Origin of the sequence: Neobacillus sp. FSL H8-0543 (assembly GCF_038592905.1) — a bacterium.
GTDB lineage: Bacteria > Bacillota > Bacilli > Bacillales > Cytobacillaceae > Neobacillus.
The window spans coordinates 3,740,630-3,760,305 of the sequence record NZ_CP151943.1 but is presented as its reverse complement, the minus strand read 5'-3'; the positions used below and the strand labels follow the sequence as shown (position 1 = coordinate 3,760,305).

Below are 19,676 nucleotides of genomic sequence, written 5' to 3'. Positions count from 1 at the left end.
ATCATCTCCTTCCTGTTATTGATATAGTAGGTTAATTAATAGTTTTTCCGCTTTGGCTAATACATCTTTTTGCTCTTGCTCCGTAAGATCTGATAAATACTTTCTTCCTAGTTGGTGCTTGTATAAATGAGATAGTGCTGTACCAACACCGTTATATCCATCAACTGTTTCAAAAAGCTCAGAATAGAAATTTGCTTCTTTACTTAATTGTTTCCTATCAAATGGCTGACCTTCCGTTACTCGTAAATCAACGACCCAAACAAATGATTCTTCCTCTGATTCATTGTCCAAAAGCAATTCCTGCAGGTGCTCCTCTAAACTTCCTTTTTCTCGTGTATCCTCCAAATGGACATTTTTAATATGTAGTCTAACAAGTGTTCCAATAGCAGGTTTGCGCAGTTGATTAATAGACATTTGGCATAACTGAAAAATATCCTGGAAAGATACTGCCTGACTAACATCGATTGTGACTTCTTCCCACACTATATCCGATGTAGACACAAACTCCATGTTTGCATCCAAATCCTTTAATGATACATGATAGCAGCCCTTTACCCCTATTTCCTTCATATTTCGTCCCTGAATGTTCCCCGAATAAACAATGGGCGGTGATTCAGATAAAATTGTCCTTTTATGTATGTGTCCTAAAGCCCAATAGTCAAATTGTTTTTCAAGCAGATCCTTAACTGAAAATGGCGCATAATTATCGTGTTCCTTACCGCTTGCCTCATTTCCATGGAGAATACCAATATGAAAATCAGCACCATCTACTTTTTCATAGTCATCTATTTTTCTCTCAAATACATGTCTTTGTGGATAGCTAAAGCCATACAGATGGACTAAATCCCCACGTTTCGTTTTTAAGACCTTTATTTCATTTTTACTATTAAAAATGAATACGTTTGGCGGCATATCCAGATGAACCCATGAACCATTTAAATGATCATGGTTTCCATGAATGACATAAACCGGAATATCTTTTTCTAAAAGCTTAAGCATTTCTGCCCGAAAGCGTGATTGAGCCCGTAAACTGCGGTCCTCCCCATCAAATAAATCACCAGCAATAATAACAAAGTCAACCTGATGGTCGATAGCAGCCATCGTCACCTTTTGGAGTGCTATAAACGTGCTTTCTCTCACTCTTGAAAGAATACTAGCCGGTAAATGTTTTAGACCGACCATCGGACTGTCCAAATGCAAGTCTGCTGCATGAATAAAGGATATTTGTTTCATACTCATTTCCTTTCACGTTCTTTTCTTTATTCTATCAAATCGGAAAACAGAATGCACGTTCTGTTAGTAATTATTAAAAGGACTTTACCAAGAATGGCAAAGCCCTGAGGATTTATTCATGTTTCGTTAGTTGCAACGCTTTTTTAATATCTTTAAAGGAATTTGATTGACCATACATTAGCACCCCGCCACGATAAACACGTGCACCAAATATGGCTAATATAGCGATGGTTGCCACGAGAATCGCGATTCCCAAAAAAGCCTCCCAAACTGGAATCGTCAGCATTCCAACACGTAAAAACATAATCATCGGAGTAAAGAATGGGATATAGGATGTGATCGTAATAAATGGTGAATCAGGCTTTCCAAGTCCAAACATCGCAATCATAAATCCGGCAACAACAAGTAAGGTCATAGGCGTAATCATCTGCTGCACGTCTTCAATCCTGCTGACAAGAGATCCCAAAAAGGCCGCAAGTGTGGCATAGAGAAAATAGCCGAGTAGGAAGAAAATAACAGCATACAAAACCGTTCCAAGCGGAACATCGCCAAAACCGTATATGCCCATAAAACCCTCTTGTAATGATTCACTATTCGCTTTAAACGAGTAGAAGCCCACCACAAGAAATACACCCAGCTGTGTCAAACTCAGTAAACCGATACCTAGGATTTTTGCAAACATTTGCTTAATAGGTGAGACACTTGAAATTAAGATTTCCATCACCCGTGAGGACTTTTCTGTCGCAACTTCCATTGCAATCATATTTGCGTACATAATTACTGCAAAATAAATAATAAAAAGTAAAATGTACACAAGGCCTCTAGCCTGATTCAATTCCTCTTCTGTTTTTGCATTCTGTTCCAGCGCAATTTTTTCAAAAGAAACGGGTTCATAAAGCTTTTGAAGCTGGTTTGGTGCCAAATTAATCTGTGATGCAGCAAGCTGCGTTTTGACTTGCTGTAAACTCGTAAGCAAATCAGTATACAGTGCTGAATCAGCAATGCTCATTGCGTTGTAGGTTGCAACCGGCAGGTTTTCTTTATTTAACTCTAATTGAATAAATCCCTGGTAATCTCCATTTTCGACGGCCTTTTCTGCTTCTTTTACATCGCCATCAAAAAGTGTTAGTTCTATATCTTCGTTTATTGTGTTAACTTGATTCTTTAATGGCTCAAACAATTGACCTGATTCATCGAAAACGGCCACTTTCTCGATACCGCCATTCTTATCAAAAGCAGCAATAATATTATTTATATTAGTAAGTGCTAAGACAATTACCACTGTCATCAAAGTTGTTATGATAAACGATTTCGTTTTTAATTTATTTATATAGGTATGGAATAGAATAATCCAAAAACTATTCATAGGAAGCACCTACTTTCTCAATAAATATATCATTTAAAGAAGGCTCTTCAAGGGCAAATTTCCTAATGAATCCTTTGTTTACGATATCTTTTAGTATTCTTTCGGCGATATATTCCCCCTCAATCTGAAGCTCAATTCCTTCCATCGTAGATCTTGCTTTGACAACACCGGGATAATTTTTTAAGTCATCCAGCGGGAAATCAGCATGAATCACAAGGTTCTTTTTGCCAAATTCACGTTTGATATCTTTTAATGAGCCATGTACGACCTGCCTTCCTTTATGCAGGATACAGAGCTGCTCGCACATTTCCTCGACATGGTGCATTTGGTGACTCGAAAAGACAATGGTTGCCCCAGCATCCTTCAAGGCTAAGATGGCATCCTTCAGCAGTTCGACATTAACGGGGTCTAGCCCACTAAAGGGCTCATCAAGAATGAGTAATTTTGGTTTATGTATTACGGCAGCAATAAATTGAATTTTTTGCTGATTACCCTTTGAAAGCTCTTCCACCTTTTTGTTTTCATACTCAGGAATTTTAAACTTCTCAAGCCAAATTTTCAATTCTGCTAATGCCTCTCTCTTCGGCATGCCTCTTAATCTAGCTAAATAGACGATTTGATCGCGTACCTTTAATTTTGGGTAAAGGCCTCTCTCTTCCGGAAGATAACCAACCAAGTGACTTGTAGAATAATTAATCGGCTTATCATCCCATGTAATTCTGCCATCGCTTGCATCTAATAATCCTAATACCATTCGAAAGGTTGTTGTTTTACCAGCACCATTCGCTCCCAAAAAGCCAAACATTTCCTTTTTCGGTATCACTAAGGATAAGTCATTAACAGCAGTGAACTTCCCGAATCTTTTTGTAACATGTTCAATTTTTAGAACCATTTCCTACACCTCCCATTTCTACTACGGATAGTTCTTATATTAGTTTCATTTTTGCATAATTTAATGAATTATGCAAAAATGGTAGTATAAAAAGGGACTAGGGGGAGACAGATGAAAAGCTATAAATTAACTGCATTTGAAGCAACCGGGGAAAAGATTTTAGATGAAGCCTTTCAGGCAGAGAATGACAATGCTGCTAAAGAAATAGGAGAAAAGCTGCTAACTGAAAAAAATTTACTAGAAAAAACACATCGTTGCACCTCTCCAAGCGGTAAGTTGCTATTATTTCATTCATAAAACAAACAAGAAGCAGCTTACTTGAAGCTGCTTCTTTGTTTGTCTTTTACTATTTACCAATAAACTTTGGCTGTCTTTTTTCAATAAATGCCTTGATACCCTCCTGATGGTCTAAGGTTTTTCTCATATTAAATTGTCCATGTTTTTCTAGCTCTAAGATTTTTAATAATTGTGGCCGATTCATATCTGCTAATATTTTCTTTGTTTTAATCATTGCCTGTACAGGACGGCTTAACCAATCTAAAACTCTATCATCTACCGTCGTTTGGAGATCATCCGCTACTTCTTGAATTAAATTTAATTCGAGAGCTTCTTGTGCATCCATCATTTTTCCTTCCCAAATAATGTGCATTGCCTTCAGCTCACCGACTCTTTTATCTAAAAAGAAATGGGCGCCACCATCGGGAATTAATCCAATTCCGATAAAATTCATTGCTAATTTACTTTTCTTGTCAGCAATAATATGGTCGGTAGCTAATGCCAGACTTAAACCCAAGCCTGCTGCTGCACCATTTACCGCGCTTATCGTCAGCTTTGGAATACTATAAAGTGTAACAACTAATTCACTGATTATATCCATAACGGGAAAGAAATCGTTTTCATTCATGTTCGAAAGCATGGTTTTTATATCACCACCGGACGAAAATGCCCTCCCACTCCCTGTCAGTACAATAATATCAATATCATCTGAGTCAGAAATTTTTTTAAGGTTGCAGACAAGACCCCTTAGCATGTCTACATCTAATGCATTTAACGCCTCTGGTCTATTCATTTCGATTGTTGCAACCCGACCGTTCACCCTCACATTCACCTTATCTGTTGCAAAATTAACCGACACCCTAACCGCCTCCCACATTCTTATTCAAATCCATTATAGCTTGAAATAAGAAAATTAATATACGAATTTTCCTAATTCATTAAATTTTCTTTTTACTCGTTGCTTTTTACCAACAACAAAAAGACAAAGGGTTATCCCCCTTGCCCATTACTGCCAATTATTTTCCTTGAACTTGTTTTTGTACCTGATCACGAAGAGACATTTTTAAAAACTTACCAACGGACGTTTTTGGAATCTCTTCTAGGAATAAGATGTCATCCGGTAACCACCATTTTGCAAATTGCGGTTTTAAGAATTCCATTAACTCTTCCTTTGTAACCTTGCTCTGGTAGGCTTCTTTTAAAACAACACAGGCAACAGGTCTTTCCTGCCATTGTTCATGTGGCACAGCGACTACGGCTGCTTCAAATACAGCCTCATGTGCCATTAACGCATTTTCTAAATCAACCGAGGATATCCATTCTCCGCCGCTCTTTATTAAATCCTTCGTCCGGTCAACAATCTTTACAAAACCTTCTTCATCAATGGTTACAACATCACCTGTATGTAGCCATCCATCACGGAATGCATCGTGTGTCCGTTCATCCTTATAATACTCAGAGGCAATCCATGGGCCCTTAATACATAATTCACCCATTTCTTTTCCATCCCAGGCAACTTCCCCATCTTTTCCAACTATTTTTATATCTAAGCCAGGTACTAATACTCCTTGTTTGGCTCTTATTTCCAGTCTTTCTTCATAGTCCAAATCTTCCTGATAACTTTTTAATGTTGAAATGACAACGAGCGGGCTGGTCTCTGTCATCCCGTAGGCATGCATAAACGGCACATTGTGACGTTGTTCAAACGCCTTAATCATTCCTTTTGGAGCGGCAGAACCTCCACATAAAACTCCTCTTAAACTACTTAAATCATAGGAACCTTCATCAAGTTCCTTTAATAATCCAAGCCAAATCGTTGGAACTCCTGCTGTAATCGTGACTCTCTCTTGTTCAATGAATTCGGCAAGTAATTTTGGAGTAAAGTATGGCCCTGGTAAAACTAATGAAGTACCAAACCAGACCGCCGAAAATGGCATGCCCCAAGCATTCGCATGGAACATTGGAACCACAGGTAAGGCAATATCCTTTTCACTAATTGCCGCACTGTCTGCTAGTCCTAGTGCCATGCTATGAAGGAAAATTCCACGGTGAGAATAGACAACTCCCTTTGGATTTCCAGTTGTTGCCGATGTATAGCACATACCTGCTGGATCGTTTTCATCGATATCTTTAGGGTAGGTAAACTTAGGATCTGCTTCTGCTAATAGAGTTTCATAATGATAGACTGGTGAGAGTGTGGTTTCTGGAAGTTCCTTTTCATCTGTCATAATGACATAGGCTTTTACGGTTTTTAATTCTGCGGAGCATTTTTCGAGTAATGGAATGATGTCTGGATCTACTAGAAGAACTTTATCTTCGGCATGATTAATAATAAAGGAAATATGCTGTGGAGAAAGGCGGATGTTGATTGTATGCAGTACAGAACCAATACATGGAATCGCAAAATAAGCTTCAAGATGACGGTGATGGTTCCAAGCCAACGTTCCTACCCGATCACCTTTTTCTACACCCAGTTTTCTAAGACTATCGGCGAGTCTCCTTGTTCTTTCACCAATTTCTTTATAGGTAAAACGGTGAATCCCACTGGCAGTTCTTGAAACAACCTGCTTCTTTGGAAAATACTTTTCTGCCCTTTCGATCATTTGGGGCATTGTTAAAGGTGTTTGCATCATCGCTATAAATCTCCTCCTATTTGTAAACGATTTAACGCAATCTATTTTTATGACTGCTGTCTCCTAAAAATTCGACATTCCTTAGATTTTTTCCTTTATTAAGAACGAATATTTTTAAAAAATGACTGGATTAAATTAATAGGAAAAGACATCAATGGCCTGTGCCTTGATGTCTTCATCTATCATTTCTTGATTATGTTCATTTTTCGTAGAAACTCAATTGGCTGTTGCTTTCTAAAATGTTCTTTTACCATATAGGCAACTCCTTGTTCATTTTTCGATCTTGTAATCCAGTCAGCTGCTCTTTTCACTTTAAAGTTTGCATTCCACATTGCGACCCCAAGTCCAGCTGCCTCAATGACTGGAATATCATCAAGAGCATCTCCAATTACAACCATTTCTTTCAGTTGAATTCCAAGGTGGTTACCTAGATAGGATAGTCCATTTAGTTTTGAAACATCCGATGGAACAATGTCTAAGCGTAATGGGTCTAATTCAATCGTTTCAATTTCTGTAAACATCTTTGAAAGTGCATTTCTTGCATCCTGCTGGTCAGCTTCATCTTCAAAATAAACCTCTATTTTCGGTGGAGTAAGTGGTTGGTCATGTAAGTATTCGCTAAGCGATGAAACAAACTGCTGCGAATAGAAGACTGGATCACCAGAAGTAAAAACTGTCCTTGCTAACAGATTATTATGGAGTTTCAACCGATTGGCTAATGAAAATTCCTCATGAACAAGACGGATTTGGCATGGAAGCCCCTCGAGGAAACGAACCGTATCATAGGTGATACCCTCATTAATTCTTTTTACGTATAATGGCTTTTCCTCTTGAGCGCTCCTTATATATGCCCCTTGATGTGTAATCAGTGGTAAATTAATTTTTAACGCCTTGGCAACTTTTTTCGCTGAGGGAAAACTTCTTGAGGTAATGAGCGTCACATAAATCCCTTTTTGCTGAACATACTCAATTGCTTCCCTGGTTGACTTATGGATTTTACCGTTAGTTTGCAAAAGCGTGCCATCAATATTTAATGCTAGCAAGCGATAAATCATTTGATTTGCCCCCTGTTCTTGTTGAAATCACCCTTATATCACTTTTATGATTTTTTATCTATTTATAGAACAGGGAGTTTAAAAACAAGGCTGTGTTAAATTTCCTCTCATTTCTCAACTCGAATTACATTTGATCCTGGAAACTGAAATTGGATTAATAGAGCAGGTGGGGTAGCCTATCAGTAGTATTGGCGAGTTTTCTTTGTTATTGAAATATGAAACTTCTTCACCTAAAGGACTCGTTAATTTAAGTGTAAGTTTTTACAAACAACTTATAGAATTATAAAAATCAAACAGTCATGTCTAATCTATAAAGTCTCACTATATTATTTGTGTCAACTTCTTCAAATTCTTTTATAAACTGCATAGGGGAATTTTCAAGAATTCTTACTGAATAAATATTTTCCTTTTCAACAATAGAGATTACCTTATTTATAGCTAAATCATTAAGACAAAATTTGAGTAATCCATTCAAAATTTCAGAACCATACCCTTTTCCCCAATATTTTTCGGAAAACCTATATCCAACTTCAAATTCTCCATTTTCACTTTTAGCTACCGCACAAGCACCGATTAATGTACGAATTTCATCATTTTTCTCTGAAATAGCCATTATTAATCTATCAGTATTATTTTCGTTATAACTATTTACTATTTTAAGTAATTCATTTGAATTTTCCGTCCTTGTTCTACCTCTTCCATTGATATATTTCATAACATTATTATTACTTTGCATTTCGTGGAAGTCCTCTAGGTCATCTAATTCAAATTTTCTTGTGTTTAGACGTTCAGTCTCAAAAAACATAATTTTCTCAAACTCCCTTTTTGGCGGTTTAATTAGTTTCACATAATATAACCTATATAAACTCCTTAAGTTTAACAATGCTTTTTGAATAGCTTAATTGCACAAACCTGACCGTTTGTTAAATAACAAAAAAGCACCTATTCACCGCAATGCCCTTAGTGTTTACCTTTGTAGCTGCATTAATGAGGATAAAGCGTGCTTCCTAAACATATAGTGAGTAAAACTACTTCAACTGGGTAGTATATGTTTAGGATGGTGTGCGTTCATATTTAACATATCCCTATTAATAAACGAGGAAGTGAATAGATGAATCACAGTGACGAACGCAATAACTTTGGTGGAAATGTAGAAGAAAGTGGCAACAACCAAGCTAGGAGTAATGCTGATCAAGGTACCAGTGATTTGGGTGAAGCAGTTGGAACTTTTACTGATGCCGTTGCGGGTGCTATGATAGGTGCTCCATTTGGACTAATTGGTACTGTTATAGGCGGTGTTTCAGGCGGTGTTATTGGTAACCAGATCGCGGAGACGGCTGAAGCAGATAACAATACAGCATCCAATAATCGTGATGTGAGTGATAATATTAACCCTATAAATAAGTAGCTATTTTTCATAAGGATTCCAATCAATTTAACAAGGAAATATTAATTCCCCGTTAACGTCATATGTTGGAATTGATGCATGGGTACTAACGGGTGAAATGTCTAGAGGAAGAACTCAATAATGGGTTCTTTTTCTTAATCCAGTTGAACTATTCGTACCCGTTACTTTAAGTATATCTTTTCACAATCTTTAATATATAATGAGGAATACAAAACCATAACACTATAATTCTGTAAATTAGAATTTAGATTCCAAAATGAATTATATATTTTCCGTTCTCTTTTGCTTGAATAGCTAATCCGATTAAAGAGGTATATTCTTGTTTATTTTGAGAAGACAAAATACTTATAAGTGCTTCGATTGATTTAGGCGCTATAAGGCTATTAAACAAATCTGCCCCTTTAGTAAACAAGCGTTCCTGCTTGATCCCAGAACGCCCTCATTAGTTCAAGATGCAATTATTCAACATTTAACACAAGTGTTGCAAATGCAAATGAATTATTATCTATTTCACAGCGAATCAATAAACAATGAATCAATTTTCCTTGTACAGCGAAGTCTTTATAACTTTCTAAATCATACCCTTCTTCAAATGTAAATTCTGTTTTCCCCTCTTTATTGGAAGTTACACTTATCGGGACAATATCGTAATCAGAAATAATATTACCGTTCTCGTCTACGATATAATCATAAATCTCATATTGCCCTGTTTCGAAATTTAAAGGTTCGATTTGAATAATATCTCCATAAGCAAAAGTTGGTAAATCAATAAATCTCTTGCCTATCATAAAATCCTTTAATCGCTTTTCTATTTCTTCTTTCTCCTTATTATATAGGTCTCCATAATAGATAGGACTTAATTCAACAGAATTAGAAGAAATTTTTATCGCAGGTTCTTCCGTTCCAGTTTGACAAGCCGTAAGAAGTATCGTGGCTATTACTGTAATCAGTACAAATATCAATCTCGAAGTTTTGTCATTCATCATTAAAACTATCCCTTTCTAAATCGAATAATTTCCAGTCTTCTTTATGCTAACATAAAATACCAAAAAAAATTTAGAACTCTTGTTCAACTAATCTGCTCGTTAGCTGAAGAAAGGTACTTTAATACCGGCACAGCGATCGACCGCGAAATTGACAGTAGTTTTAACATTATTTTTTAATTGCACAATACTTATTGTCTATCATAAAAAATAATGTCAATTGCTATGTCAAAATTCATTAAAACTCGCAGTAACCTTGATATATAAAAAAAATGACGTATGCCATATCATACGTCATTTTTTGTGTCATTTATTAAGAAAGCACATCAAAACGGAACCCTTTATAATTTTACCCGGGGACTTTCTCCCGGTGTGAATCGACTTGTTAAAGTTTGCCGTATAGGTCTTCTAATGGTTTCATTATGATTTGATTTAATTCGCCGATTGCTTGACTCATCCGTTGTTCCGCCTGCATAAGGCCGGCAATTTTTTCATTTTGCTGGACAAGTGCCACCGTTGACTGTGCCTGTTGTACTTCTTCTTCTGAAATATCCTGGCCCATCATCTGTTTTTGCTGTAAATTCATTTGAATTTGACGGAAGTTGTCAAACATATTTTTCGCTGCAGGATCCGCGTTAACCACATTATACATTTGTTGTAATTGCGTATATTCGTCACTTTGACGAATCGCTTTTTCCAACGCGTATGCTGCATCATGTACATTTACTGCCATTCGATACCACTCCTAATATAGGTAATACATTCATTGTTAACTATAACAAACTATGATATTCAATGCGAGAATGTTCATTGAGTAATTGGTATTCACCATCCAGAGGAGAAAAACATATGTTACTATGTCAGCTAATGCCTAGTTTATAGGATCCTAACCTGCAAATGAGGAATGAATATGTCTGCTCTAACCCCGGTTGCTATTATTCCCAGAAAATCTAATTATCGAACGGACAATCTGATCCAGATGTCTTCCCAGCTAAATAATCAGTTGCTAATAGAAAATAGTCAAGAAGTACAACTTGTGATTGGGAAGAAACCAATAGAAGTCAACATACAAATCAAGGAAATGGAATCAAATGAAATTCTATTTCCTGAAAATTTATATAGCGAATTTTATTTACCTGTTAAACAAATAAAATTTCATGCCCGATATAGTAATGATATTCACACTCTTCATCTTGGGCCTGTAATTGCTCTATTGACCGATATTAAAACATCAGGCAAAGAAGTTCCTCACTTTCGTTCCATCCATAGCTTTTGTGAGGAACTGCACCATGGAATATCAGAAAATGGCGGTTTTTTTTATGTGTTTACTTATCGGAATTTTACCGCTCAGGGATATTTTTTTGATAATGGAAAATGGCACTCCTTCGTTCCTCCCTTACCTGATGTCATCTATAATCGAATCCATTCCCGCAGGCTAGAATATGCGGACGACTTTGCCATCTTTCGCAAAAAGCTTATAGAATTAAATATTCCCTATTTTAATGATCGTTATCTTTCAAAATGGGAAGTTCATGATCGTTTAATTAACGAGAATCATCTTCAGCCACATATACCTGAGACAAAGATTTTTTCAAAAGAGAATTTAGTTGATTTTATAAAAAGACATGAAACCGTCTTTATTAAACCGATACATGGCAGTCAAGGGAGAAATATTTTCAAGCTTATAAAGGAAAAAGATCTATATTCAATTAAATCTTCGATAACTTCTAAACCTGAAGAATTTTCTAATCCTTTTAGGCTTGAAGATATATACCAGCATATACAGCCCCTATTAAATAATCGCATATATATTCTCCAACAGGGGATCTCCCTGACTGCCTATGAATCTAGGGGAATGGACTTTAGAGTCCTATGTCATAAGACAGTTAATAATAATTGGCATGTAACATCTGTTGTAGCAAGAATATCAGCAGAGGATGAGTTTGTATCAAATATTGCCAGGGGCGGAGAGATTCTAGCTCCTTTAATAGCCCTAGGCAGTCTTATGAGCAAAAAGGATGCGAAGGAAACACTAACTAGAATGAAAGACTTATCCATTGAAACGGCAGCAGCTCTTAGTTTTCAGTCACCTGGAATAATTGGTGAACTTGGTATTGACATCGGTATTGACCAAGAGGGTAACCCCTGGCTAATTGAGGTAAACTCAAAGCCTTCGAAAAATTTTGATGATGGTCTACTGAAAATAAGACCTTCAGCAAAGGCGATTATTCAATTTTGTACAATGCTTGCTTTTGATACATCGCTGTGCAATTGATTAGTGTTTTTTCGGTCAAATGGGCGCTTTTTTCTTTTTTCAGGCTATTGGGGCCTCCCCATTTGACCCAACGAGCCATTTTTTCCTTTTTGGGGCAATTGGGCGCTCGCCATTTTACCCAACGAGCCATTTTTTCCTTTTTCGGTCAAATGGGGCATCCACATTTGACCCAACAAGACCCTTTTTTCTTTTTCGGGTAAATGGGACCTCTCCATTTGACCAAATATGTACAATAGGAGGAATTTGCATGATCGCATTCGGAATTATGACATTAAGCATGGAAAGTGAAGCAACTTATATTGATGAAATCGCAATCCGTGCCCATTTATGTGGAATGGAGTGTTTCCGCTTCCTTCCTTCAAAAATTAATCCCCATACCCTCAAAGTTGAGGGCAGAAGGTTCGAACTTGACCATCAGCGTTGGATAGATTGTGAATTTTCCATTCCTGCTCTCCTTTATGATCGCTGCTTTTATGGTGATGACGAGCATTCAAAACAATGTATCCCGATTGTTTCATGGTTAAAGAGCCGAGAAGATATCACCTTTTTAGGCTATGGGCTCCCTAACAAATTAGATCTATATCATGCACTAAAAACATCTGTACTCTCTCCCTACTTGCCCCTATCTCACTCTATTAATGATAGTACTATTGTCCTGGATGAATTAACCAAAAGGAAAAAGCTGATTATTAAACCGATTAACGGCTCCCAAGGCTACGGGATTTATTATTTAAAAAAGAACAACAAAACCTTTCATGTTAAAACAGAAAAAAACAAGAAAATTATCTCGAGGATTTTTCCAAATGAATTAAAACTTACCGAATGGCTCAAGCCTTTAATTCACCAACGAAAGTATCTTCTTCAGCCCTATCTTGATTTAGTGACTACTGAGTTACAGCCCTTTGATATAAGAATTCTTCTACAAAAGAATGAACAAGGTCGTTGGGTTGAGCGCGGAAAAGGAATCCGCAAAGGAAACACAGGAGGAATTCTGTCGAACTTGAGTGCAGGAGGTTTTGCAGTTGACTTCGATGAATGGTCAGCTAACCTATATCCAGCCAAACTTGAATATATTCGCAATGAGCTAGGCTTTATCCTAACCAATCTTCCTATCTTACTCGAGAAGGAATTTTTGCCCTTATTCGAACTTGGTATTGATATTGGAGTAGCTAGGAATGGAGCGGTCTGGATTCTTGATGTGAATTCAAAGCCTGGCAGAAAAGTACTTTTACAAACGAATTTGGAAATTAAAGATACCTTATTTTTAGCACCTCTTCTTTATGGGAAGTTCCTTTCCGAAGCGGACAGTAAAGAAAGGAAGGTAGACTATGCGAAAACGCTATATCATTGAAGTGATAGAAAGTAATCAACTTACCGTTTTGTGCCCTCCAGCACTTCTTAAAGATAAAGAACTAAAAAAAATTGCCTTCGGTTCTAAATCAATCGAAGTTGACTTCCTTCCCCACCCAGATGAAAAAGAAAACAGGATTGTCATCAGCAAGGGAATTCAAGGAGCGATATATTTTCCCGATTTCTCCATACCCTTACACATATTTATTGAAAATCAGGTACTTTTTATCGGACCGCTAATTGGAATTTTCACAGCAGGATTCACTCCCTTTCCGCTACGCCCAATTGGCGAAAGAAGCAGCTTTTTCTCCAAGCTGCTTTCAGTAAAGAAAACGGTTGGTGCCCTCCCCTTTGTGTTTGGTGAACAGCATATCGACTGGGAACAAGGCACAATGAAGGGATATTTTTTTCAAGAAAACAATTGGAAAATTATTGAGATTCCGTTTCCAAATGTGATCTACGATCGTCTTCCTAACCGGAAAAGTGAAAGAAATCCAAAATTAATTAAGGTAAAAGAACGTCTGCAAAAGGATTACCTGATTCCATGGTATAATCCAGGTTTTTTTAATAAGCTTGATATTAACGAGAGATTACTGCAGGACCCAAAAGTAGCTGAATATTTACCAGAAACGCATCCTTTTACCTCTTTTTCCGTTATTGAAGCAATGCTCTCTAGATATGGACATATTTATATCAAACCCATAAATGGCAGCCTCGGCTTAGGTGTGCACCAAATCATCTATGATAAGAAGCAAAATGACTATTTCTGCCGCTATCAGGATCGTGAAGGTGTGAATCGTTTACGCAAATTCTCAACGGTTGAAGGCTTGTTTAAAATGGTATTTGCTAATCAAAACCTTGACAGAATGTTGGTTCAACAGGGTATCCATTTACTCAGGCATGAATCACGGTCCATTGATTTTCGCGTACACACGAATAAAGATGATTTAGGAAACTGGCATGTAACAGCGATCGCAGCCAAAATTGCTGGAGCTGGCAGTGTAACCACCCATTTGAGAAGTGGCGGAGAAACAAAAACAATCGCAGAAATATTTTCACAAGATGATTGTGAATTATATTCAGAGAAACTCTCCCATGCCGCCCTACTTCTAAGTGAAGCGATCGGAAAAAACATGGAAGGCATTATTGGCGAAATTGGTTTTGATTTAGGACTTGATAAAGATGGTAGGGTTTGGCTATTCGAGGCCAACTCCAAACCTGGAAGGTCTATTTTCAGTCATCCAGAACTAAAACATTTTGATTTATTAACACGAAAGCTTTCCATCGCCTTTGCTGTTTTCCTTACAGAGCAATCCATTCTTTACCCCGAGGAACTGTTCAAATGAGTGTCCTTTATGAAAGGAACAAGCAAAAAGGACCGCTCATCGGAATATTGACTGCCCGTAATCGACAGGGGGAGATTGCCGGGAACGGTATACTATTTATTGAACTGCAAAAGAAACTCATTACCCTCAATGGAATAAGCTTTATCTTTACACAAGACGGTGTCGGTGAAACCTCCATTGATGGATACATGTACTTTCCAGAAAAAAATTCATGGAAACGGATAACGGTTCCGTTTCCCGACCTTGTCTATAATCGGATACCTTTTAGAAAGTCAGAGCAGGATGCAAGCAGCCAGCTCTTCTTTTCACTATTAAAAGAAAGAAATATCCCTTTTTTCAATCCATGTTTTATTGATAAATACGAGCTTTATTGCCTTTTAAAAGACCACCCTGTACTAAAAAGTCATATCCCGATGACAATCCTGGCTAATCATAAAAAACGGCTTTCAGCTTTTTTAAAAAACGGGGAAAGCATTTACCTAAAACCATCGCAATCTGCAAGAGGAAAGGGAATCTTTCGATTAAGTCTTGAAGATAATGGGCAAATTCAGTTAGCAGCCATAAATAAAAGTAAATTATATCGTTCGTTTGATTTATTTTGGCTGGAGTGGAAAAAGGAACTAATTGAAAAAGACTATTTAGCACAGGAAGAAATTCGTCCTAACCTATATGAAGGAAAGCGTTTTGATTTCCGGATACTTGCACACGCAGAAAAAAATGGGTTCATTGTCACTGGGGTTGGAATAAGACAATCCCAAGAACAGCAGATTACGACCCATATCCCAACTGGTGGTAAGTTGCTTCCTTATCAACTGCTGCAAACGGAGGAACATGACCGTTTCATCCAAATGGTTGTCAAAGAAACGGGGAAAGCACTGTCCGAACAATTTGGTTACTTTGGTGAATTTTCGATAGATGCTGGAATCAGTCAATCGGGTAACTATTATATTTATGAAGTCAATTCAAAACCGATGAGCTTTGATGAAAATGAAATTGAGGAAAGAAAAATTTCTCAACTATGCCGTTTATTTTTCCAACTCACTAAATTTTAAAAAATTTTATATGGATTGTCTGTAGGATATCCCGTAAGCTAGAAGTACAACGAGCCTAAGGGGGGTATCACAATGCTTATGCATTTTCAATTCAAGCCATTATTTGAAAATAAGAATATACCTGGATGGAATTTTTCCTTTTACTTTAAAAAACAGCAATATAAAGGTATTTATCATCAAATGGGAAAGATTGAATGGACTGTGAATACACCTGAACAAGAAGATATTGACGCTTTGACAAGCCAAGTTCACGAACTCATGCTCTTTCACGTCTACGAATAACTCCTTATCTGCCTGCTGTATGAAAACGAATCATTTCCACAAACTAAACAGAAATTGTGGGAAGGATTGGTCACATGAATAAAAAGAATGAAGATCCATCAAAAAAGGATTTATTATATGAGGGTAAAGAGGAGAGTTATTTAGATATTGACCGAATGATTAATGAGGGCATGTCAGGTGGTTCCGTGCATGCCCGTAATGACACAACAAATATCGAAGAAGCAAGAGATTTCGTAAAAGAGGAACCGCCATATATAAGTGAATAACAAAAGCACAAAAACAAGGCTGACATGTAGATAGCTATCCACGGTCAGCCCTTTTATATGCCTTTGGAAAAAATGATATAATTGGAATATCATCTTGAAATATTTTTATAAGGAAGTTGACTTGTGCTAAAAAAAATAATGCCTTTATATAAAGACTCGATTTTATTTTCCAGCCGTCCAAAACAGCCTTCTGATGAATTCTATATTTTTTATGACGAATCCCTTGAGGAATGGATTGGAATTCCTAAGAAAGTAATAACCGAAAATGAATTAACCCTTCTAAGAACACTTTACGAACTGATGGAGTTTCCATCACCTCCTCTTACCAGCGTGACAAGAGAATGGTATGAGTTTTTATTCTTAAACGGAGAGCCTCCCTCCAATAATCCGGACTCTTTTTTCCGAATTATTCAGTTTCAATTTAGTGGTGATGGGATAGACCAAAAAGAAATTGAGATCGCATTAAAGGGATTTTTTACTGAAGATGTTATTATTATTTGGAAGAATAGTAATAGCGGCCTTGTGATTGAAGAGAGAGATAAATTGTCTCTAAATGAACAAGAATTAATTACTATGGCAAGTACAGTAGAAAGTGACTTTTATGTGAAAATTTCCTTTTATATCGGGAAGTTCTACCCATTCTCTACTCAAATGTGTATTGACTTCAGGCAGGAACAAAACTTTTTTTCATTTGCACTAAAAAATCTCGGCAATAAAAATATTTTTACCTTCGAAAGAATGTTCCCCGCCTACATTGCCAGCACACTTAATGACGAGACGATACTTAGGGTTTACCATCAGCTTGCTGCCGTCTTCCTTGAAGACCAAGAGCTATATCTAACGATTAAGATTTTTCTCGAAAATAATCTAAATGCCAGTTTGACAGCAAAAAAGTTATATATACATCGTAATACTCTGCAATATCGTATTGATAAGTTTGTGGAAAAAACAGGTATCCACTTAAAGGACTTTTATGGTGCCTTTACAGTCTTTTTGGCCTGTACCCTTTTTGAACAAGAAAATCAGCCTAACAAAATGCCCAAAAGATGATAGGAAAACCTTGTGCAGGTTGTCTATATTGATTACAGCCACGTTCAGGTAAACTAAAGTTAATCAATTTTTGGGAGGGCTTACATAATGGCAGAATTAAAATTAGATCATATTTTTAAAATTTACGATAATAAAGTAACAGCTGTTTCAGACTTTAATTTACATGTTCAGGATAAGGAATTTATCGTTTTTGTCGGACCATCAGGGTGCGGCAAGTCAACTACATTACGGATGATTGCTGGTCTAGAGGAAATTTCCAAAGGGGATTTTTACATAGACGGCAAACGCGTAAACGATGTTGCACCAAAAGATCGTGATATTGCCATGGTATTTCAAAACTATGCACTTTATCCACATATGACTGTATACGATAATATGGCATTCGGATTAAAGCTTCGCAAATTCCCAAAAGATGAAATTGATCGTCGTGTACAGGAAGCTGCAAAAATCTTAGGATTAGAAGCATACTTAACGCGTAAGCCAAAAGCACTTTCAGGCGGTCAAAGACAGCGTGTTGCCTTAGGACGTGCAATTGTTCGTGATGCTAAGGTTTTCTTAATGGACGAGCCTTTATCAAATCTAGATGCAAAATTACGTGTACAAATGCGTGCTGAAATTGCTAAGCTGCACCGTCGTTTAGATACTACTACCGTATATGTAACACATGACCAAACAGAAGCAATGACTATGGCTACACGTTTGGTTGTTATGAAAGATGGAATCATTCAACAGGTGGGCTCACCGAAAGAAGTATACGACAAGCCGGAAAATATCTTTGTTGGCGGCTTTATCGGATCACCTGCAATGAACTTCTTTAATGGTAAACTAGAAGATGGAAAGTTTGTCGTTGGCGACACTTCTATCGCAGTACCAGAAGGAAAAATGAAATTCCTTCGTGAGCAAGGATATGTTGGAAAACCAATTATTCTTGGTGTTAGACCTGAGGATATCCATGATGAGCCTGTATTTATTGAAGCATCACTAGGAACAAAGATAACAGCTACGATAGATGTTGCAGAATTAACAGGTGCTGAAATGATGATCTATACAAGTATTGGCGGCCAAGACTTTGTTGCACGTCTCGATTCACGTGTAACAGTTGCACCAGGAGAAAAAATCGACTTAGCCTTTGACTTAAATAAAGCACATTTCTTTGATACTGAAACAGAATCCCGTATTCGCCCTGCTGGCGATAAGTAATTTATTTAAAGCCCCGATCAAACGGGGCTTTTTTTGTTATTCCTTAATAAATATCACTTCGTCCTTTTGACAAGATGGGCAACAATAAAGATGCGGACACTTTTGCCCTGATTTTGTATCAAGGTAACCGTCTTCCATTTTCATTAAGTCAATTTCCATATAGGGACTATAGTCGTCATAATAATCCATTAAGCGACCACTTTCAATCATAGGGTCACCGCAATTGGCACAAATTAAATATACTTCACGCAATCCATTACAAACGGGGCATACTGGCATACATATTCACCCTTTTATTTTTTATAGATATAGTTTGCGTTACAATTTCAGCACTATGTTATGGAATAAATTACTAATAAATATATCGAATAAGCTTTTCAGTTTTAAACATAATAACTAGTACAAAGCAACACCAAGCAACTTACTCAGGTGGGTTACACCAACAAGGGTCTTAAAGGCCGGTGCAATTCCGGCTAACCCAGCCACACAAAAGTATGCGACACATCTCCAATTTCTAAATTCCCATGATGGGTTAGGCCAATGTGGCACTGGTTAATTTAACCATATGGTTCACTACCATACTGACCCCAAACTTATTAAGAGGAGTGTTATTCAACTATGGCAAGTAACAACAACTCTAATCAACTTTTAGTACCAGGCGTTCAACAAGCTCTTGATCAAATGAAGTATGAAATTGCTTCAGAATTCGGAGTAAATCTTGGTGGAGAAACTACTTCTCGTGCTAATGGTTCAGTCGGTGGAGAAATCACTAAGCGTTTAGTTCAAATGGCTGAGCAACAACTTGGCGGATCACGCTAAATTTTAGTAAACAGGTAAAAACAAATAAATAACATGGCTAAGCCCCCCTCAGAAATGAAGGGGGCTTTCATTGTTATACTCTGAAAAAAGACATTTTTATCTTATAACAATGTTGATTGGAGCGGAAGGCGCGAGACTCCTGCGGGAGTACGGGGCTGGGGAGACCCCACAGGCGCTTCAGCGCCGAGGA

21 protein-coding genes are annotated in these 19,676 nt (G+C 37.2%); 11 read left to right on the top strand and 10 right to left on the bottom strand.

Annotated features, from left to right (window positions below; translation table 11 throughout):
• Positions 1-15: 15 nt before the first annotated feature.
• From NSS81_RS18860 to NSS81_RS18850, 3 genes are all read right to left on the bottom strand, one after another.
• Complete coding sequence (locus NSS81_RS18860) at positions 16-1,233, bottom strand: DNA repair exonuclease (protein WP_342430175.1); 1,218 nt, start codon at positions 1,231-1,233, stop codon at positions 16-18.
• Positions 1,234-1,345: 112 nt separating this feature from the next.
• The gene (locus NSS81_RS18855) at positions 1,346-2,599 is read right to left on the bottom strand and encodes an ABC transporter permease (protein ID WP_342430174.1); all 1,254 of its coding nucleotides are present in this window, start codon (positions 2,597-2,599) and stop codon (positions 1,346-1,348) included.
• Positions 2,592-3,491, bottom strand: a complete 900-nt coding sequence (locus NSS81_RS18850; protein ID WP_342430173.1) for an ABC transporter ATP-binding protein — start codon at positions 3,489-3,491, stop codon at positions 2,592-2,594. The genes NSS81_RS18855 and NSS81_RS18850 overlap by 8 nt, the downstream gene beginning before the upstream one ends.
• 111 nt (positions 3,492-3,602) lie before the next feature.
• On the opposite strand from NSS81_RS18850, the gene NSS81_RS18845 reads away from it, so the two are divergent.
• Positions 3,603-3,788, top strand: coding sequence for a YhzD family protein (locus NSS81_RS18845; protein WP_342430172.1), 186 nt, complete (start codon positions 3,603-3,605; stop codon positions 3,786-3,788).
• Between the two features lie 49 nt (positions 3,789-3,837).
• Here NSS81_RS18845 and NSS81_RS18840 read toward each other — a convergent pair whose 3' ends face one another.
• The 4 genes from NSS81_RS18840 to NSS81_RS18825 all read right to left on the bottom strand — a co-directional run bounded on the left by NSS81_RS18840 (position 3,838) and on the right by NSS81_RS18825 (position 8,302).
• Positions 3,838-4,626 (bottom strand): enoyl-CoA hydratase, encoded by a 789-nt coding sequence (locus NSS81_RS18840; RefSeq protein WP_342430171.1) that lies wholly within the window; start codon positions 4,624-4,626, stop codon positions 3,838-3,840.
• 157 nt (positions 4,627-4,783) lie between these two features.
• The gene (locus NSS81_RS18835; protein ID WP_342430170.1) at positions 4,784-6,400 is read right to left on the bottom strand and encodes a long-chain fatty acid--CoA ligase; all 1,617 of its coding nucleotides are present in this window, start codon (positions 6,398-6,400) and stop codon (positions 4,784-4,786) included.
• A gap of 182 nt (positions 6,401-6,582) precedes the next feature.
• Positions 6,583-7,455, bottom strand: a complete 873-nt coding sequence (locus tag NSS81_RS18830) for a Cof-type HAD-IIB family hydrolase (RefSeq protein WP_342430169.1) — start codon at positions 7,453-7,455, stop codon at positions 6,583-6,585.
• 289 nt (positions 7,456-7,744) lie between these two features.
• On the bottom strand, positions 7,745-8,302 hold the full coding sequence (locus tag NSS81_RS18825) for a GNAT family N-acetyltransferase (RefSeq protein ID WP_342430168.1): 558 nt from the start codon (positions 8,300-8,302) through the stop codon (positions 7,745-7,747).
• Between the two features lie 264 nt (positions 8,303-8,566).
• Between NSS81_RS18825 and NSS81_RS18820 the strand changes: the two genes are divergently transcribed.
• Complete coding sequence (locus NSS81_RS18820) at positions 8,567-8,863, top strand: hypothetical protein (RefSeq protein ID WP_342430167.1); 297 nt, start codon at positions 8,567-8,569, stop codon at positions 8,861-8,863.
• Positions 8,864-9,321: 458 nt separating this feature from the next.
• On the opposite strand, the gene NSS81_RS18815 is transcribed toward NSS81_RS18820, so the two are convergent.
• Together NSS81_RS18815 and NSS81_RS18810 are read right to left on the bottom strand one after the other, a co-directional pair.
• The gene (locus tag NSS81_RS18815) at positions 9,322-9,849 is read right to left on the bottom strand and encodes a hypothetical protein (protein WP_342430166.1); all 528 of its coding nucleotides are present in this window, start codon (positions 9,847-9,849) and stop codon (positions 9,322-9,324) included.
• A gap of 382 nt (positions 9,850-10,231) precedes the next feature.
• Positions 10,232-10,579: a YlbF family regulator gene (locus NSS81_RS18810; protein ID WP_342430165.1), complete on the bottom strand. Its 348-nt coding sequence runs from the start codon at positions 10,577-10,579 to the stop codon at positions 10,232-10,234.
• Between the two features lie 177 nt (positions 10,580-10,756).
• Here NSS81_RS18810 and NSS81_RS18805 point away from each other — a divergent pair, with 177 nt between their 5' ends.
• The 8 genes from NSS81_RS18805 (at position 10,757) to ugpC (ending at position 18,667) form a co-directional block, all read left to right on the top strand.
• The gene (locus NSS81_RS18805; RefSeq protein ID WP_342430164.1) at positions 10,757-12,121 is read left to right on the top strand and encodes a YheC/YheD family protein; all 1,365 of its coding nucleotides are present in this window, start codon (positions 10,757-10,759) and stop codon (positions 12,119-12,121) included.
• A 247-nt stretch (positions 12,122-12,368) separates the two neighbouring features.
• Positions 12,369-13,472, top strand: a complete 1,104-nt coding sequence (locus NSS81_RS18800; protein WP_342430163.1) for a YheC/YheD family protein — start codon at positions 12,369-12,371, stop codon at positions 13,470-13,472.
• Entirely contained in the window at positions 13,450-14,817 is a 1,368-nt protein-coding gene (locus NSS81_RS18795; protein WP_342430162.1) for a YheC/YheD family protein, read from the top strand. Before NSS81_RS18800 ends, NSS81_RS18795 begins: the two co-directional genes overlap by 23 nt.
• Positions 14,814-15,869: a YheC/YheD family protein gene (locus NSS81_RS18790; RefSeq protein ID WP_342430161.1), complete on the top strand. Its 1,056-nt coding sequence runs from the start codon at positions 14,814-14,816 to the stop codon at positions 15,867-15,869. The genes NSS81_RS18795 and NSS81_RS18790 overlap by 4 nt, the downstream gene beginning before the upstream one ends.
• 72 nt (positions 15,870-15,941) lie before the next feature.
• Positions 15,942-16,151 carry a YheE family protein gene (locus NSS81_RS18785; RefSeq protein WP_342430160.1) on the top strand — a complete coding sequence of 70 codons (210 nt, stop codon included), beginning with the start codon at positions 15,942-15,944 and terminating at the stop codon, positions 16,149-16,151.
• A gap of 74 nt (positions 16,152-16,225) precedes the next feature.
• Positions 16,226-16,417 carry a hypothetical protein gene (locus NSS81_RS18780; RefSeq protein ID WP_342430159.1) on the top strand — a complete coding sequence of 64 codons (192 nt, stop codon included), beginning with the start codon at positions 16,226-16,228 and terminating at the stop codon, positions 16,415-16,417.
• A 123-nt stretch (positions 16,418-16,540) separates the two neighbouring features.
• A complete protein-coding gene (locus tag NSS81_RS18775) occupies positions 16,541-17,467 on the top strand; it encodes a helix-turn-helix domain-containing protein (RefSeq protein ID WP_342430158.1) in 927 nt (308 codons plus the stop codon).
• 87 nt (positions 17,468-17,554) lie between these two features.
• Positions 17,555-18,667: a sn-glycerol-3-phosphate ABC transporter ATP-binding protein UgpC gene (gene ugpC / locus NSS81_RS18770; protein ID WP_342430157.1), complete on the top strand. Its 1,113-nt coding sequence runs from the start codon at positions 17,555-17,557 to the stop codon at positions 18,665-18,667.
• Between the two features lie 36 nt (positions 18,668-18,703).
• Here the strand turns inward: ugpC and NSS81_RS18765 are convergent, their stop codons facing one another.
• Positions 18,704-18,946, bottom strand: coding sequence for a hypothetical protein (locus NSS81_RS18765; RefSeq protein WP_342430156.1), 243 nt, complete (start codon positions 18,944-18,946; stop codon positions 18,704-18,706).
• A gap of 339 nt (positions 18,947-19,285) precedes the next feature.
• On the opposite strand from NSS81_RS18765, the gene NSS81_RS18760 reads away from it, so the two are divergent.
• Entirely contained in the window at positions 19,286-19,486 is a 201-nt protein-coding gene (locus NSS81_RS18760) for an alpha/beta-type small acid-soluble spore protein (protein ID WP_342430155.1), read from the top strand.
• The last annotated feature ends 190 nt before the right edge of the window (positions 19,487-19,676 follow it).

Bases quoted from the DNA above. Each gene is read 5' to 3' on its own strand.
- NSS81_RS18810 (WP_342430165.1), bottom strand. From the start codon at position 10,579: ATGGCAGTAAATGTACATGATGCAGCATACGCGTTGGAAAAAGCGATT.
- NSS81_RS18845 (WP_342430172.1), top strand. From the start codon at position 3,603: ATGAAAAGCTATAAATTAACTGCATTTGAAGCAACCGGGGAAAAGATT.
- NSS81_RS18800 (WP_342430163.1), top strand. From the start codon at position 12,369: ATGATCGCATTCGGAATTATGACATTAAGCATGGAAAGTGAAGCAACT.
- NSS81_RS18765 (WP_342430156.1), bottom strand. From the start codon at position 18,946: ATGCCAGTATGCCCCGTTTGTAATGGATTGCGTGAAGTATATTTAATT.
- NSS81_RS18860 (WP_342430175.1), bottom strand. From the start codon at position 1,233: ATGAAACAAATATCCTTTATTCATGCAGCAGACTTGCATTTGGACAGT.
- NSS81_RS18830 (WP_342430169.1), bottom strand. From the start codon at position 7,455: ATGATTTATCGCTTGCTAGCATTAAATATTGATGGCACGCTTTTGCAA.
- NSS81_RS18760 (WP_342430155.1), top strand. From the start codon at position 19,286: ATGGCAAGTAACAACAACTCTAATCAACTTTTAGTACCAGGCGTTCAA.
- NSS81_RS18855 (WP_342430174.1), bottom strand. From the start codon at position 2,599: ATGAATAGTTTTTGGATTATTCTATTCCATACCTATATAAATAAATTA.
- NSS81_RS18820 (WP_342430167.1), top strand. From the start codon at position 8,567: ATGAATCACAGTGACGAACGCAATAACTTTGGTGGAAATGTAGAAGAA.
- NSS81_RS18835 (WP_342430170.1), bottom strand. From the start codon at position 6,400: ATGATGCAAACACCTTTAACAATGCCCCAAATGATCGAAAGGGCAGAA.
- NSS81_RS18850 (WP_342430173.1), bottom strand. From the start codon at position 3,491: ATGGTTCTAAAAATTGAACATGTTACAAAAAGATTCGGGAAGTTCACT.
- NSS81_RS18780 (WP_342430159.1), top strand. From the start codon at position 16,226: ATGAATAAAAAGAATGAAGATCCATCAAAAAAGGATTTATTATATGAG.
- NSS81_RS18785 (WP_342430160.1), top strand. From the start codon at position 15,942: ATGCTTATGCATTTTCAATTCAAGCCATTATTTGAAAATAAGAATATA.
- NSS81_RS18805 (WP_342430164.1), top strand. From the start codon at position 10,757: ATGTCTGCTCTAACCCCGGTTGCTATTATTCCCAGAAAATCTAATTAT.
- NSS81_RS18790 (WP_342430161.1), top strand. From the start codon at position 14,814: ATGAGTGTCCTTTATGAAAGGAACAAGCAAAAAGGACCGCTCATCGGA.
- NSS81_RS18815 (WP_342430166.1), bottom strand. From the start codon at position 9,849: ATGATGAATGACAAAACTTCGAGATTGATATTTGTACTGATTACAGTA.
- NSS81_RS18795 (WP_342430162.1), top strand. From the start codon at position 13,450: ATGCGAAAACGCTATATCATTGAAGTGATAGAAAGTAATCAACTTACC.
- ugpC (WP_342430157.1), top strand. From the start codon at position 17,555: ATGGCAGAATTAAAATTAGATCATATTTTTAAAATTTACGATAATAAA.